12 protein-coding genes are annotated in these 13,906 nt (G+C 72.3%); 6 read left to right on the top strand and 6 right to left on the bottom strand.

What is annotated here, in order from left to right; translation table 11 throughout:
- The coding region (locus ABT336_RS23935) for a LysR family transcriptional regulator (RefSeq protein ID WP_350899268.1) at window positions 1–519 on the bottom strand (519 nt) is incomplete at its 3' end.
- A 73-nt stretch (window positions 520–592) separates the two neighbouring features.
- Between ABT336_RS23935 and ABT336_RS23930 the strand changes: the two genes are divergently transcribed.
- Both ABT336_RS23930 and ABT336_RS23925 read left to right on the top strand, forming a co-directional pair.
- The gene (locus tag ABT336_RS23930) at window positions 593–1,201 is read left to right on the top strand and encodes a LysE/ArgO family amino acid transporter (RefSeq protein WP_350899274.1); all 609 of its coding nucleotides are present in this window, start codon (window positions 593–595) and stop codon (window positions 1,199–1,201) included.
- 62 nt (window positions 1,202–1,263) lie between these two features.
- A complete protein-coding gene (locus ABT336_RS23925; RefSeq protein ID WP_350899266.1) occupies window positions 1,264–2,703 on the top strand; it encodes a GuaB1 family IMP dehydrogenase-related protein in 1,440 nt (479 codons plus the stop codon).
- Here ABT336_RS23925 and ABT336_RS23920 read toward each other — a convergent pair.
- Complete coding sequence (locus tag ABT336_RS23920; protein WP_502891252.1) at window positions 2,686–4,401, bottom strand: MFS transporter; 1,716 nt, start codon at window positions 4,399–4,401, stop codon at window positions 2,686–2,688. The two genes, ABT336_RS23925 and ABT336_RS23920, sit on opposite strands and share 18 nt — an antisense overlap.
- Before the next feature lie 55 nt (window positions 4,402–4,456).
- Between ABT336_RS23920 and ABT336_RS23915 the strand changes: the two genes are divergently transcribed.
- The 3 genes from ABT336_RS23915 (at window position 4,457) to ABT336_RS23905 (ending at window position 8,887) form a co-directional block, all read left to right on the top strand.
- Window positions 4,457–5,002: a MarR family winged helix-turn-helix transcriptional regulator gene (locus tag ABT336_RS23915; RefSeq protein ID WP_502891251.1), complete on the top strand. Its 546-nt coding sequence runs from the start codon at window positions 4,457–4,459 to the stop codon at window positions 5,000–5,002.
- Between the two features lie 106 nt (window positions 5,003–5,108).
- Entirely contained in the window at window positions 5,109–6,842 is a 1,734-nt protein-coding gene (locus tag ABT336_RS23910; protein ID WP_350899264.1) for an ABC transporter ATP-binding protein, read from the top strand.
- Entirely contained in the window at window positions 6,839–8,887 is a 2,049-nt protein-coding gene (locus ABT336_RS23905; RefSeq protein WP_502891250.1) for an ABC transporter ATP-binding protein, read from the top strand. Before ABT336_RS23910 ends, ABT336_RS23905 begins: the two co-directional genes overlap by 4 nt.
- A 334-nt stretch (window positions 8,888–9,221) precedes the next feature.
- Here ABT336_RS23905 and ABT336_RS23900 read toward each other — a convergent pair whose 3' ends face one another.
- Entirely contained in the window at window positions 9,222–10,625 is a 1,404-nt protein-coding gene (locus tag ABT336_RS23900; RefSeq protein ID WP_350899262.1) for an NAD(P)H-quinone dehydrogenase, read from the bottom strand.
- A gap of 106 nt (window positions 10,626–10,731) precedes the next feature.
- Here ABT336_RS23900 and ABT336_RS23895 point away from each other — a divergent pair, with 106 nt between their 5' ends.
- A complete protein-coding gene (locus tag ABT336_RS23895) occupies window positions 10,732–11,187 on the top strand; it encodes a gamma-glutamylcyclotransferase (protein WP_350899260.1) in 456 nt (151 codons plus the stop codon).
- Between the two features lie 73 nt (window positions 11,188–11,260).
- Here ABT336_RS23895 and ABT336_RS23890 read toward each other — a convergent pair whose 3' ends face one another.
- From ABT336_RS23890 to ABT336_RS23880, 3 genes are all read right to left on the bottom strand, one after another.
- The gene (locus tag ABT336_RS23890) at window positions 11,261–11,986 is read right to left on the bottom strand and encodes an SCO6745 family protein (protein ID WP_502891253.1); all 726 of its coding nucleotides are present in this window, start codon (window positions 11,984–11,986) and stop codon (window positions 11,261–11,263) included.
- 128 nt (window positions 11,987–12,114) lie between these two features.
- Window positions 12,115–13,032, bottom strand: coding sequence for a hypothetical protein (locus ABT336_RS23885; protein WP_350899256.1), 918 nt, complete (start codon window positions 13,030–13,032; stop codon window positions 12,115–12,117).
- Between the two features lie 4 nt (window positions 13,033–13,036).
- Entirely contained in the window at window positions 13,037–13,666 is a 630-nt protein-coding gene (locus ABT336_RS23880; protein ID WP_350899254.1) for an MBL fold metallo-hydrolase, read from the bottom strand.
- Window positions 13,667–13,906 lie beyond the last annotated feature (240 nt).

The raw sequence follows: 13,906 nt of genomic DNA, 5'->3' as shown, positions 1-13,906 counted from the left end.
CGCCCAGCGCACCCCCGTGCAGGGCTGCCGGGTACGCCCGCTCGGCGCGATGCGCTGGGCGGTCACCCCGGCCATCACTGTGCCGTCGCGCAGCAGTTCGGCGGTGTGGTCCTGGTCGTCCTGGCGTACGTCGAACCGGACTGCCAGCTCGGCGGGGAGCCGGGCGAGGGCGTCGACGAACCAGGTGGCGAGGCTGTCGGCGTTTACCACCACCGGCACCGTCGTCGGGGCACCGGCGGCAGCCGGGGTGCCGGTCCAGCGTCCGCGTGCCTCGGCCAGCGCCTCCCGTTCGAGCAGGAGCAGCTGCCCGGCCAGGCGCAGAAGTGGTTCTCCCGCCGGGGTGGCCCGGCAGGGTCGGCCCCGCCGGACCAGGACCTGGCCGACGGCACCCTCCAGGGCCTGGATCCGTTGGCTGACTGCGGACTGGGTGACGTGCAGGAGCCGGGCGGCGGACTCGAAACTGCCCTCGCTGACCACTGCGGCGAGGGTGCGCAGCTGCTCCGAGGAGAGACCTTCCATCAGTTGAGCTTATGGTAGGAGAGAAAGTTCAGTTGGACTGGTCGGCCGGGTGGCTCCTAGCGTCACCGGCGTGCTGACTCCCGACGTACTCGCCTCGGCCGCCGCCGGGTTCACTGTCGCCCTCGCGTTGATCGTGGCCATCGGCGCGCAGAACGCCTTCGTCCTGCGGCAGGGGCTGCGCCGTGAACACGTCGTACCGGTGGTCCTGATCTGCGCCCTCTCCGACGCGGTGCTGATCTGCGCGGGCATCGCGGGGGTGGGGACGGCGGTCGCGGCCCGTCCCGAACTGCTCACCGCGATCCGGTACGGCGGTGCCGCGTTCCTGCTCTGCTACGCCGCCCTGGCCCTCCGTCGGGCGTCGCGCCCCGACACGCTCTCCCCCGCCGACCGTCCGCCGACGTCGCTACGGGCGACCCTGCTGACCTGCCTCGCCTTCACCTATCTCAACCCGCACGTCTACCTGGACACCGTCCTGCTGCTCGGCGGGATCGCCCAGCAGCACGCGTACCGGTGGGTGTTCGGGGTGGGGGCGGTGACGGCGAGCCTGGTGTGGTTCACCGCGCTCGGGGCGGGGGCGCACCGGTTGGCGCCGCTACTGGGCCGGGCCGGGGCGTGGCGGGTCCTCGACGGGGTCGTCGCGGTGGTGATGACGGTGGTCGCGGTGGCGCTGCTGCGGGGCTGACCGGGGTGGTCGGCCTGCGCTACCGGGGGGCGGGACCGGCTGCGGGCGGGAATGATGGTCTCGTGAGGTTCCTTCATGACGTGATTCCCGCGCACGATCTGACCTACAACGACGTCTTCATGGCACCGGCCCGCTCCGACCTCGGGTCGCGGCTCGACGTGGACCTGGCCACCGACGACGGTACGGGGACCACCATCCCGCTGGTGGTGGCGAACATGACGGCGGTGGCCGGGCGGCGGATGGCCGAGACGGCGGCCCGCCGGGGCGCTGTCACAGTGATCCCGCAGGACATCCCGATCGAGGTGGTGGCCACCGTGGTCGGCTGGGTCAAGCGACGGCACCTGGTCCACGACACCGCGCTCACCCTCGGCCCCACCGACACCGTCGGCGACGCCATCCACCTGCTGCCCAAGCGCTCCCACGCCGCCGTGGTGGTGGTCGACGACGACAACCGCCCCCTCGGGGTGGTCACCGAGGCGGACACCGAGGGGGTGGACCGGTTCGCCCAGTTGCGCCACGTGATGTCCACGGAGCTGCACACCGTAGCCGCGGACGCCGATCCCCGTACCGGCTTCGACAGGCTCTCGGCGGGTCGGCGTCGGCTCGCGCCGGTGGTGGACGACGACGGCAGGTTGGTCGGGGTGCTGACCCGGCAGGGGGCGCTGCGGGCGACGCTGTACCGGCCGGCGGTGGACGACCGGAGTCGGCTGCGGATCGCGGCGGCGGTGGGGATCAACGGCGACGTCACAGGCAAGGCCCGTGCCCTCCTCGAAGCCGGGGTGGACACCCTGGTCGTGGACACCGCACACGGCCACCAGGAACGCATGGTCTCCGCACTCCGGGCGGTCCGCGCCCTCGACCCCGGGGTTCCCGTCGCGGCCGGCAACGTGGTCACCGCCGAGGGCGTACGCGACCTTGTCGAAGCCGGTGCCGACATCGTGAAGGTCGGCGTGGGTCCGGGGGCGATGTGCACCACCCGGATGATGACCGGGGTCGGACGGCCGCAGTTCTCCGCGGTGCTCGACTGTGCGGCGGCCGCCCGCAACCTGGGGCGGCACGTCTGGGCCGACGGCGGGGTGCGGCATCCCCGGGACGTGGCCCTCGCGCTGGCCGCCGGGGCGTCCAACGTGATGATCGGATCCTGGTTCGCCGGGACGCACGAGTCCCCCGGCGACCTCTACCAGGACGAGGACGGACGGCGGTACAAGGAGAGCTTCGGGATGGCCTCGGCCCGGGCGGTGAGCGCCCGCACCGCCGAGGACAGCGCCTTCGACAGGGCCCGCAAGGCGGTCTTCGAGGAGGGCATCTCCTCCGCCCGGATGTACCTCGACCCGGTCCGACCCGGGGTGGAGGATCTGATCGACGAGATCGTCGCCGGGGTGCGTAGCGCCTTCACCTACGCGGGGGCACGCAACCTGACCGAGTTCCACCAACGGGCTGTGGTCGGGGTGCAGAGCACTGCCGGCTACACCGAGGGGATGCCGCTACCCACGAGTTGGTGACGCCGTACCGGGCTGCCCGGTGGCCCGGGGGTCCGCGTCGGGCTGCCCGGCGATTCGCGGGCCGGTGTCGGGCTGCCCGGTGGCCCGGGGGGCGGGGGTCGGTCGCCCGGCGGGGGTGCCGGGGGGCCGCACGGGTTCCCCGGTGAGCCGGGCGCAGGCGAACAGGCCGAGCAGGAGGAACCCGGCGGCGGTGAAGGCCGCGTACCGGGTGGCGTCGGAGAAGGCGTCGCGGGCCTGCTCGGCCACGGCTGCGGTGGCCGGATCCTCGGCGAGCCCGGCGATGGCGGCACCGGCGCTGTCCTTGACGGCGGCGACGATCTGGTCACGCTGGGCGGCGTCGAGGCCGGGCTGGTCCGCGAGACGGGTTCCGAGCAGCCCGCCCAGGCTGGCGAAGAGCACGGTGCCGAGCACCGCGATGCCGAGCGCCGAGCCGACCTGCCGGGCGGTGCTCTGCACTCCGGAGCCCTGGCCGCTCTGGCGTACCGGCACGTCCCGGAGGGAGACCCCGGTGAGCTGGGCGGTGGCCAGGCCCACGCCGACCCCGTAGACGAAGAGCAGGCCGACCGGTGCCCACCAGACGGTGTCCGAGGCGATGACGAACCCGAGCCCGGCCACCCCGACCAGTTCGGCGGCGACGCCGAGCTGCACCACCCGGACCGCACCCCACCGGCGGGTGAGGACGGCACCGAGGCCGCTGGAGAGGAAGCTGCCCACGGCGAGCGGGAGCAGCGCCAGGCCGGTGCCGAAGGCGCTGTAGCCGAGGACGTTCTGGTACCACAGCGGCAACGCGAAGAGCAGGCCGAACTCGCCGAGGCTGACGATCGCGGCGGCGACGATCCCGTTGCGGAACGAGCCGATCCCGAACAGGGAGAGGTCGAGCAGCGCCGCCCGTCGGGCCCGGTTGCGCCGGAGCTGGTGGCGTACCAGCGTGGCGAGGGCGAGCAGTCCCACCGCTGCGGCGACCGGCACCGGGGAGAGGGCCGGGGTCCAGTCCAGTCCGAAGATCGAGAACGGCTGCTCCCGCTGCCACCACCCGTAGGTGCGTCCCTCGATGAGGGCGAACACCACAGCGGTCATGCCGACCACCGACAGGAGCGCCCCGAGCCAGTCCACGCCCCGTTCGGCGTGTTCGTCGCGGGACTCGGCGACCAGGGCCAGGGCACCGACGATCACGATCGCGCCGACGGGGACGTTGATGCCGAACGCCCACCGCCAGGAGTACTCGGTGGTCAGCCAGCCGCCGAGCAGCGGGCCGAGGGCGGCGGCCCCGCCGATGGTGGCTCCCCAGACGGCGAAGGCGACGCCCCGCTCCCGGCCGGTGAAGGTGGCGTTGAGCAGGGAGAGGGAGGTGGGGAGCATCATCGCCCCGCCGACTCCCTGGAGGACCCGGGCGCCGATCAGGGTCTCACCGGTTCCGGCGAGGGCGGCCAGGACGCTCGCCGCGACGAAGACCACCACCCCGGTGAGGAAGATCCGTCGTCGGCCGACCCGGTCGGCGACCCGACCGGCCACCAACAGCAGGGCCGCGAACACCAGCGTGTACGCCTCCTGCACCCACTGGGCGTCGGTGGCGGTGATGTCGAGGTCCCCGATGATCGTGGGCACCGCGACGTTGACGATCGTGGTGTCCACGATGATCGTGGCGACACCGAGGCTGATCGCGAGCAGCCCCCACCAGCGTCCCCGCCCCTGAGGCATCGACACTCCCCCGACTGCTAGATAATCTAGCTACCTGAAATGCTAGCTTCTACCCATGACAGGCGTGCGGTCAACTCCGACACACCGGGACGGTTCCGGCCCGGACCCGACCGGCCCCGGGCCCTGTCACCAGGGACCCCGGGAGAGCCCCGGTCGCAGCGAGACGGCCCGGGCCCTGCGCGAGGTGATCCGGGCCGCCAGCGACACCCGGGCGGCCCTGGCCCGTCGACTCGGCATCGGCACCACCGACGCCGCCGCCATCGACCACCTGGTCTCCAGCCCCGACCCGCTCGGCCCGGTGGAGCTGGGCAACCGGCTCGGCATCCGGTCCGCCTCGGCGACCACCCTCGTCGACCGTCTCGTCCAGGCCGGTCACGTCGAGCGGACCCCCCACCCCCACGACCGTCGCCGGATCGCCCTCCAGGTCACCGATCTGGCCTTCACCGAGGTAGTGGCGGCACTGAGTCCGATGCTCGACGGGGTCGAACGCGCCGTCGACCGGCTCACCCCCGAGCAGGCCGCCGCGACCACCGCCTTCCTCCGCGAGGTCACCGCAGTGATGCGGGAATACAGTCTGGGGTCGGACCCATCGACACACTGAGCCACGACGAGTGCGAAATCGGGCAGCGCGTCGGCGTCGACAGGCGTACCGTCCGCTTGGCCCCGGCCGACGCCGGGCCCCGTCTGCCATCGAACGAGGGGGTTCCATGCTGATCCGGCTGCTGCGGACGCACCTGCGGCCGTACCACCGGACGCTGTGGTTGGTGGTGCTCTTCCAGTTCGTGGGCACCATGGCGTCGCTCTACCTGCCCAGCCTCAACGCCGACATCATCGACCTCGGGGTGGCGCGCGGCGACACCGACTACATCATCCGCACCGGGGGGTGGATGCTGCTGGTCAGCGTCCTCCAGATCGGGTGCGCGATCGTCGCCGTCCGGCTCGGTGCGCGTACCGCCATGGGGTTCGGCCGGGACGTCCGATCGGCCCTGTTCGGACACGTCAACAGCTTCTCCGCCCGCGAGGTGGCACAGTTCGGCGCCCCGTCGCTGATCACGCGCAACACCAACGACGTGCAGCAGGTCCAGATGCTGGTCCTGATGAGCTGCACCATGATGGTGGCCGCGCCGATCATGAGCGTCGGTGGAGTGGTGATGGCGCTCCGCGAGGACCTCGGCCTGTCCTGGCTGATGCTGGTCAGCGTGCCGGTCCTGGCCCTCGCCCTCGCCGCCGTCATCCGCCGGATGGTCCCCGGGTTCCGACTCATGCAGACCCGGATCGACACCGTCAACCGGGTACTGCGGGAACAGATCACCGGCATCCGGGTCGTCCGGGCGTTCGTCCGCGAGCCGTACGAGACCCGGCGGTTCGCCGTCGCCAACACCGAACTGACCGCCACCGCCCTGCGTACCGGGCGGTTGATGGCCCTGATCTTTCCCATCGTGATGCTGGTGCTCAACGTCTCCAGCGTCGCGGTGCTCTGGTTCGGTGCCCAGCGGGTCGACGCCGGGGCGATCCAGGTCGGGGCGCTCACCGCGTTCCTCCAGTACCTCATGCAGATCCTGATGGCAGTCATGATGGCCACCTTCATGCTGATGATGGTCCCCCGGGCGGCGGTCTGCGCCGAGCGGATCGTCGAGGTCCTGGACACCGAACCGTCGGTGGAGCCGCCCGCCCGGCCGGTCCGGGAGGTCACCGCCCGCGCCGAGTTGGAACTCCGCAACGTCCGCTTCCAGTACCCCGGGGCGGCGGCCCCGGTCCTGCACGACGTCTCCTTCCGGGTCGGGCCCGGGCAGACCACGGCGATCATCGGCAGCACCGGCGCCGGGAAGTCCACCCTCCTCTCGCTGGTCCCCCGCCTGGTCGACGTCACCGCCGGGACGGTCCTGGTCGACCGGGTCGACGTCCGCGACCTCGAACCCGACGAACTGTGGCGTCGAATCGGGCTGGTGCCGCAGCGGCCGTACCTGTTCAGCGGCACCATCGCCAGCAACCTGCGGTACGGCAATCCGGACGCCACCGACGACCAGCTCTGGGAGGCCCTGGAGATCGCCCAGGCCCGGGACTTCGTCGCGGCGCTCCCGGAGGGCCTCGACGCGCCGATCTCCCAGGGCGGGACCAACGTCTCGGGTGGTCAGCGGCAGCGGTTGGCCATCGCCCGCGCCCTGGTCCGCCAACCCGAGATCTACCTGTTCGACGACTCGTTCTCCGCGCTCGACCTCGGCACCGACGCCCGCCTGCGGGCCGCGCTTCGGCCGGTCACCGCGACCGCCGCAGTGGTGATCGTGGCGCAACGGGTCTCCACCATCGTCGACGCCGACCAGATCGTGGTGCTGGAGGACGGGGCCGTGGTCGGCGTCGGCCGCCACGCGGAGCTGCTGGACAGCTGCCCCACGTACGCCGAGATCGTCGCGTCGCAGCAGAGCACGGGGGTGCCGGCATGACCTCGCCACAGGTACCGGGGCAGAAGGACGGTCAGGAACCGGAGGGCGGGCCGGAGGCGGAGGTGACGCCCCGCCGGTTGCCGGCCGGCGGCGGCGGCCACCGGGGTGGCGGTTTCATGTCCCAGGGGATGCCCGCCGAACGGTCGATGAACTTCGGTCCGTCGGCACGCCGGCTCCTGCGACGGCTCCGCCCGCAGCGCCTGCAACTGCTCGCCGTGGTCGCGTTGGCAGTGGTCAGCGTCGCTTTCACGGTGATCGGGCCGAAGCTGCTCGGCCAGGCCACCGACATCATCTTCACCGGCGTGATCGGCCGGGACCTGCCCCCCGGCAGCACCGCCGAGCAGGCCGTCGAGCAGGCTCGGGCCGCCGGCAACGACAGCTTCGCCGACATGCTCGCCCGGATGGACCTGGTGCCCGGTGCGGGCATCGACGTCGCCGGGCTGACCCGGGTCCTGCTGCTGGCGCTGGGGCTGTTCCTGGCCGCGAGCCTGCTCATGTGGTGGCAGGGCTGGCTGCTCAACGGCGTCGTGCAGCGGACCGTGCTGAAGCTGCGCGCGGAGGTGGAGGACAAGCTCAACCGGTTGCCGTTGCCGTACTTCGACAGGCAGCCCCGGGGTGAGCTGCTCAGCCGGGTCACCAACGACATCGACAACATCTCGCAGACCCTCCAGCAGACGCTGAGTCAACTGCTCACCGCCCTGCTCACGGTGCTCGGGGTGGTGGTGATGATGTTCGTCATCTCGCCGCTGCTGGCCTGTGTGGCACTGGTGGCGGTCCCGGCCTCGGTGGTGGTCACCCAGCAGATCGCCAAGCGGTCACAGCCCCGGTTCATCGCCCAGTGGACGCACACCGGCGAGCTGAACGCGCAGATCGAGGAGGCGTACACCGGGCACGAGCTGGTCAAGGTCTTCGGTCGGCAGCGCGAGGTCGAGGCGGCCTTCCACGCCAAGAACGACGAACTGTTCCGGGCCAGCTACGGTGCCCAGTTCATCTCCGGGATCATCATGCCGGCGATGATGTTCATCGGGAACCTCAGCTACGTGGTGATCGCCGTGGTCGGCGGCCTGCGGGTGGCCTCCGGGTCGATGAGCCTCGGCGACGTACAGGCCTTCATCCAGTACTCCCGCCAGTTCACCCAGCCGCTGACCCAGGTCGCGTCGATGGCCAACCTGTTGCAGTCCGGTGTCGCCTCCGCCGAACGGGTCTTCGCCGTCCTCGACGCCACCGAGCAGACCCCGGACCCGGCCGAACCGGCCCGGGTCCGCGAGCCGCGCGGCCGGGTCGCTTTCGAGAACGTCAGTTTCCGGTACGCCCCGGACAAGCCGCTGATCGAGGAGTTGTCCCTGGTCGCCGAGCCCGGCCACACTGTGGCCATCGTGGGGCCGACCGGGGCCGGCAAGACCACCCTGGTCAACCTGATCATGCGCTTCTACGAGCTGGACTCCGGGCGGATCACCCTCGACGGGGTGGACGTCACCACCCTGCGCCGCGACGACCTGCGCGGACGGGTCGGGATGGTGCTCCAGGACGCCTGGCTCTTCAACGGGACCATCCGGGAGAACATCGCGTACGGCCGCCCGGACGCCACCGAAGAGGAGATCATGGCGGCCGCCCGAGCCACCTTCGTGGACCGGTTCGTCCGCAGCCTCCCCGACGGGTACGACACAGTCATCGACGCCGAGGGCAGCAACGTCAGCGCCGGGGAGAAGCAGCTCATCACCATCGCCCGGGCGTTCCTGGCCGAGCCGTCCCTGCTGATCCTGGACGAGGCGACCAGCTCGGTGGACACCCGCACGGAGGTGCTCCTGCAACGGGCGATGGCGGCGCTGCGGACCGACCGGACCAGCTTCGTCATCGCCCACCGGCTCTCCACCATCCGCGACGCCGACCTGATCCTGATGATGGAGCAGGGCCGGATCGTCGAGCAGGGCACCCACGACGAGCTCCTCGCCGCCCGGGGCGCGTACCACCGGCTCTACCAGGCCCAGTTCACCCAACCGGCGACCACCGACACCGAGGCGACACCGGAACCCGTCGCGGGCTGACCCGGCCCGGTCGTGGGGTCGGACCGGTCGTCCGGAGCCGGCCCACGACGTGACCGGGGCTACGGGTGGGCCGCCGGCACGGGACCTGCCGGCGGCCCTACGCAGCCGGGTCGCCGGGACCGAGGTCCGGCGCGCGCCGGTGCGCGCCGACAACGGTACGTCGCCGGACCCCCGGTCGCCGACCTGCCCCGCCCTCCGACCACCCTGACCACACCCGTTTGGGCCACTTCGGTGACCCCGTCACCACCCTCCGCCATCCGCAGGTGGGCCGATCAGGAATCGGCGGCGCTTCCGGTCTCCCCCGACGACCGCCGACCCCGTGATCGACGGGCGGTCATTCGAGTTCGTGGAGCATGAGTTGCCGGGCGGCCTCGGTGATCGAGCCGGACAGCGACGGGTAGATGGTGATCGTCTGGGCCAACTCGTTGACGGTGAGGTTGTTCTCCACGGCCATGGTGATCGGCAGGATCAGCTCGCTGGCCCTGGGAGCCACCACCACCCCGCCGATGACCTGCCCGCTGGCCGGGCGACAGAACAGCTTGACGAACCCGTCGGAGATCTCGTCCATCTTCGCCCGGGCGTTACCGGAGAGCGGAAGCATCACCGGACGGGCCGGGATCTTGCCGGCGTCGACCTCGTTCTGGGAGACACCGACGGTGGCCAGCTCCGGATCGGTGAAGACGTTCGCCGAGACGGTACGCAGCCGCAGCGGCCGGACCGCCTCGCCGAGGGCGTGCCACATCGCGATCCGCCCCTGCATCGCGGCGACGCTGGCCAGCGGCAGGACCCCGGTGCAGTCACCGGCGGCGTAGATCCCCGGCACGTTGGTCCGGGAGACCCTGTCGACGCTGACGTACCCGCCCCGGGCCAGTTCGATGCCGTACTCGGCCAGGCCCAGGTCGGCGGTGTTCGGGATCGAGCCGACCGCGATCAGGGCGTGTGACCCGGTCACCTTCCGCCCGTCGGAGAGTTCGACCTCGACCTCGTCGCCGCTGCGCCGGACCGCCTCGGCCCGGGAGTTGTTCAGGATGCTCATCCCCCGGGACCGGAACACCCGCTCGATGGCCATCGCCGCGTCGGCGTCCTCGTGTGGCATCACCCGGTCCCGGCTGGAGACCAGGGTGACCTCCACCCCCATGGCCAGGTACGCGCCGGCGAACTCGGCACCGGTGACCCCGGAGCCGACCACGATCAGGTGTTCGGGGAGGGCAGGGAGGTCGTACACCTGACGCCAGGTCAGGATGCGCTCCCCGTCCGGGACGGCGGTGGGCAACTGGCGGGGGGTGGCACCGGTGGCGATCAGCACCGTCGAGGCAGCAATCGAATACTCACCGCTACCGTCGGCGGGGGTGACGACCACCCGGTGGGTGTGACCGAGCGTGTCCTCGCCGATCCGTGCGGTGCCCACCACGAAGGTCACGCCGGCCTTCACCAGTTTGGCCTGGATGTCGGCGGACTGCGCCAGGGCGAGCCGCTTCACCCGCTCGTTGACGGCCCTCCCGTCGACGGTGACCGCTTCCAGGCCGTCGGAGAGAACCCCGAAGTCCTCCGTGTCCCGATACCCGGTCACCACCTGTGAGCTGGCGATGAAGGTCTTCGACGGCACGCAGTCGGAGAGCACGCAGGCACCCCCGGCCCCCTCTGCCTCCACCACGGTGACCGGTGCGCCCAACTGCGCGGCGACAAGCGCCGCCTCGTAGCCGGCCGGACCGCCGCCGATGATCACGATCTGGCTCACCGGGTTCGCCCTTCGCTCATGCCCACAGTGACTTTCTTCTCCCCATCGCGTTCGACACGCACTGTCGTATTCTCCCCCACCCACCTGTCGGGCTATCGTCATCGCCGTGCGTCATTACGCCGCCTACGGCTCAAACCTGGACCCCGCCCGGATGCGCGCCTATTGTCCGCATTCGCCGATGGTCGGCATCGGCTGGCTGGAAGGCTGGCGGCTCACCTTCGCCGGCGAGGGCGTGATCGGATGGGAGGGCGCGGTCAGCACCGTCGTCGAGTCCCCCGGCGACCGGGTCTTCGTCGCCCTCTACGACATCCACCCCTACGACGCCGCCCAGCTCGACGAGATCGAGGGGGTCACCGCCGGAACGTACCGCACGCTGCGGGTCCGGGTCTCGACCCTGGACGGGGACGTGACCGCCGGGATCTACGTCTTCGACGGGTACGAGGGCGGCCTGCCCACCTCGTGGTACCTCTCGGAGATCGCGAACGCCGCCGAGAAGGCGGGCGCGCCCGACGACTACGTCACCGACCTGCGGTCCCGCCCCACCGGCACCGCCACGGCGTAGCACGTCTCCCACCCTCCCAGTCTGCGCCGCCACCGCCCGCCCCGCCCAGCGGGGGCCGCAGGACCGGACCGCGTCACACCGCGCCCCACCCCGTCGACGTCCCGGTGCCGGTGACCTGTCGGCGGGCCGCACCCACCAGCTCCACCAGTTCCCCGCCCTCGGCCGGGGTGAGCACCCCGAACGCGGCGGAGACCAGCCGGTCCGTCGCCGCGTCGGCCCAGAACCGGCGGCGTACCAGCGCCCCCACCGGCGGGTACGGGGGCGGCCACCCGCAGGTGATCGCGGTGGCCTCCCCGTCGGTGGTGGTGAGCACCGCCTCCAGGGGGGTCATTCCGCTGGCCCGGATCGCGATCAGGGACGCGCCGTGGACGTGTTCGCGCAGCAGGCGCAGCCCGACGGCGGCCCGGGCACCCACGGCACCGGCCGGCCTCGGCATCGACCGCCAGGCGGCGAAGAGCGGCATCCCGGTGGCGTCGGCCGCCTCGACCGCCCGGTCCAGGAGCAGGGCCAGGCGGTCCACTCCGGGGAGGGCGGCGAGCTGTTCGTCGCCCCATCGGCAGCACTCGGCGAGGCTGGCTGCCGCCACCTCGGTCGGCCGGACCAACCGGCTCACCCCGTCCCACCCCTCGGCCACCGCCTCCGGGGCGAGGAACCCCAGGGCGGACGAGACGGTGGCGGCGGAGACGTCACCAAGTGCCCCCGCCCAACCGGCGACGTGGAACGTCCAACTGGAGATGCCCAGTTGCCGGGCCCGGCGTAGGGTGCCCGGCCAGCGGGCGAACGCGTCGCCGAACGCCATGACCTCCGGCCGGACGGCGGCGGCCACCCGCTCCGGGGTGAGGCTCACCGGGGTCGACCGGTCCGGGGTCCGGGACCGCCGGGCCGCCTCCGCCCCGCTGCCGCGCTGAAAGCCGTCATTCATCGTGATCAGTCTGCCTCCTGCCCATCGTGGTCCGCATCCCCCTGCGCGGTCAGCGCCTCCACCGCAGCCTCCACGTCACCGGTACGCCGCCGGGCCGTGGTCAGGCTCCGCTCCGCCGCCCGGCGGGCCCGCCGGGCTCGGGACAGCTCCTGCTCGGCGGCGGCCCGGCGGCGCTCCAGGTCGGCCAGTTCGCTCTCCAGGTCGGCCAGGGCGGCACCGTCGGCGTGTTCGGTCGCGGTGGCGTCGGTCAGCTCCGCCTCCGCCCGCTCCTGGTCGGTACGGGCCTTCGTCAGCTCCTGTTCCAGTGCCCGGCGGCGGCGGTCCCGCTCGGCGCGGACGGCCCGGGCGGCCCGGTCGGGGCCGGCGGGTCGACGTGTCGGTGCAGGTTCGGTCGGCACCTGGTCGCCGCCGGTGACCAGGCGCAGTTGTGGGCGGGGCACCTCCCCGAACCCGGCGTAGCTCGCCGACCGCAGCAGCCGACCTGCTCGGACCTGTCCGGCCACGTCCGGGTCGGAGAGGGCGGCGGTGAGGGTCGCCTCCACCTCGGCCAGCGGGAGCCTCCCGGCCGACGGGGCACCGACGACTCCGGCCGCGAGGCGGCGAGCCTCCGCGACCAGTGCCCCGACCACCGACCGGCGTCGGGTGGTGAGTTCCCGGAGCCGGGGTCCGCGCAGGTCGCGCTGGGCGGTGCGCAGCTCGGTGGCGAGGTCCACCAGGTCGGCGACGAGGTCCGGGCGCTCGATGGCGAGCAGGTTGACCAGCCACGCCGCGACGGTGGGCCGACGCAGCCGGGCGAGCCGACGGGCGGCGGCCTGGTCACCGGCCTGTCGGGCGGCGGCCACTGCGGCGTCACGGGCGGCGACGAACCGCTCCGGCGGCGTGGCGTACAACCGCTGGGCGGGCTCGTGGTCGGGATCGGACACCGGGTCAGCCGGGCAGCCGGGTGCCCGGGGCCAGGCGCGCGTACTCGCAGTCGGACAGCGCTGTGTACTGCCTGTCGAGCACCGCCAGTCCGTTGTCGTTGAGCAGCCCGTCGTGCAGGGCGAAGGCCCGTCGTGGGGCGACCGCCCGGATGAAGTCGACCACCTCGGAGAACTTGGACCAGGGCGCGTGGATCGGGGCGAAGAGGGTGTCCACCGGCACGTCCGGTACGAACAACGCGTCCCCCGGGTGGTAGACCGTCCCGTCGAGCAGGTACCCGATGTTGTCGACAACGGGGATGTCGGGGTGGATCACCGCGTGGCGGCCCCCGTACGTCTGCACGGGCACCCCGGCCGCCTCGAAGGACTGTCCTGGTTCGACGGGTCGCAGCGCCTCGGCGGCGTCGCCGAGGATCCCGGCGAGCGCGGCCGGACCGTGGATGACGAAGGGTCGCTCGTCGAGTCGACGGGTGATCGCCCCGACGTCCAGGTGGTCCGGGTGTTCGTGGGTGACCAGTACGGCGTCCGCCCCGTCGAGGACCGTCTCCGCCTCGCTGAAGCCGCCGGGGTCGACGACGAGCACGCCTGCGTCGTGTTCGATCCGGAGGCAGGAGTGGGCGTACTTGATCAGTTTCATCGCGTCTCCTCGCTTTACTCGATCGTGACGTCCTCGGCCGCAGTCTGCCGGAACCGCGACGGCTCCGGGCCACGTCCGAGGTAAGAGATCACGATCCCGACGGACGGAGCAGGGATGAGGACACGGGGAGGACGGCGGCGCGGGTCCGCGCTGGCCGGAGTGGGGCTGGTGGCGGTCCTGGCGGTGGCCGGGTGCGGCGGTGGCGGTGGCGACGACTCGGCGGGCCGCAGCGAGTCGACA

The sequence above is a fragment of the Micromonospora sp. NPDC000207 genome (assembly GCF_040300925.1).
Classification (GTDB): domain Bacteria; phylum Actinomycetota; class Actinomycetes; order Mycobacteriales; family Micromonosporaceae; genus Micromonospora.
The sequence above is the reverse complement of the archived record's forward strand: the minus strand, read 5'-3'. Positions and strand labels throughout refer to the sequence as shown.

Bases quoted from the DNA above. Each gene is read 5' to 3' on its own strand.
- ABT336_RS23880 (WP_350899254.1), bottom strand. From the start codon at position 13,666: ATGAAACTGATCAAGTACGCCCACTCCTGCCTCCGGATCGAACACGAC.
- ABT336_RS23920 (WP_502891252.1), bottom strand. From the start codon at position 4,401: ATGCCTCAGGGGCGGGGACGCTGGTGGGGGCTGCTCGCGATCAGCCTC.
- ABT336_RS23910 (WP_350899264.1), top strand. From the start codon at position 5,109: ATGCTGATCCGGCTGCTGCGGACGCACCTGCGGCCGTACCACCGGACG.
- ABT336_RS23890 (WP_502891253.1), bottom strand. From the start codon at position 11,986: ATGGCGTTCGGCGACGCGTTCGCCCGCTGGCCGGGCACCCTACGCCGG.
- ABT336_RS23915 (WP_502891251.1), top strand. From the start codon at position 4,457: ATGACAGGCGTGCGGTCAACTCCGACACACCGGGACGGTTCCGGCCCG.
- ABT336_RS23905 (WP_502891250.1), top strand. From the start codon at position 6,839: ATGACCTCGCCACAGGTACCGGGGCAGAAGGACGGTCAGGAACCGGAG.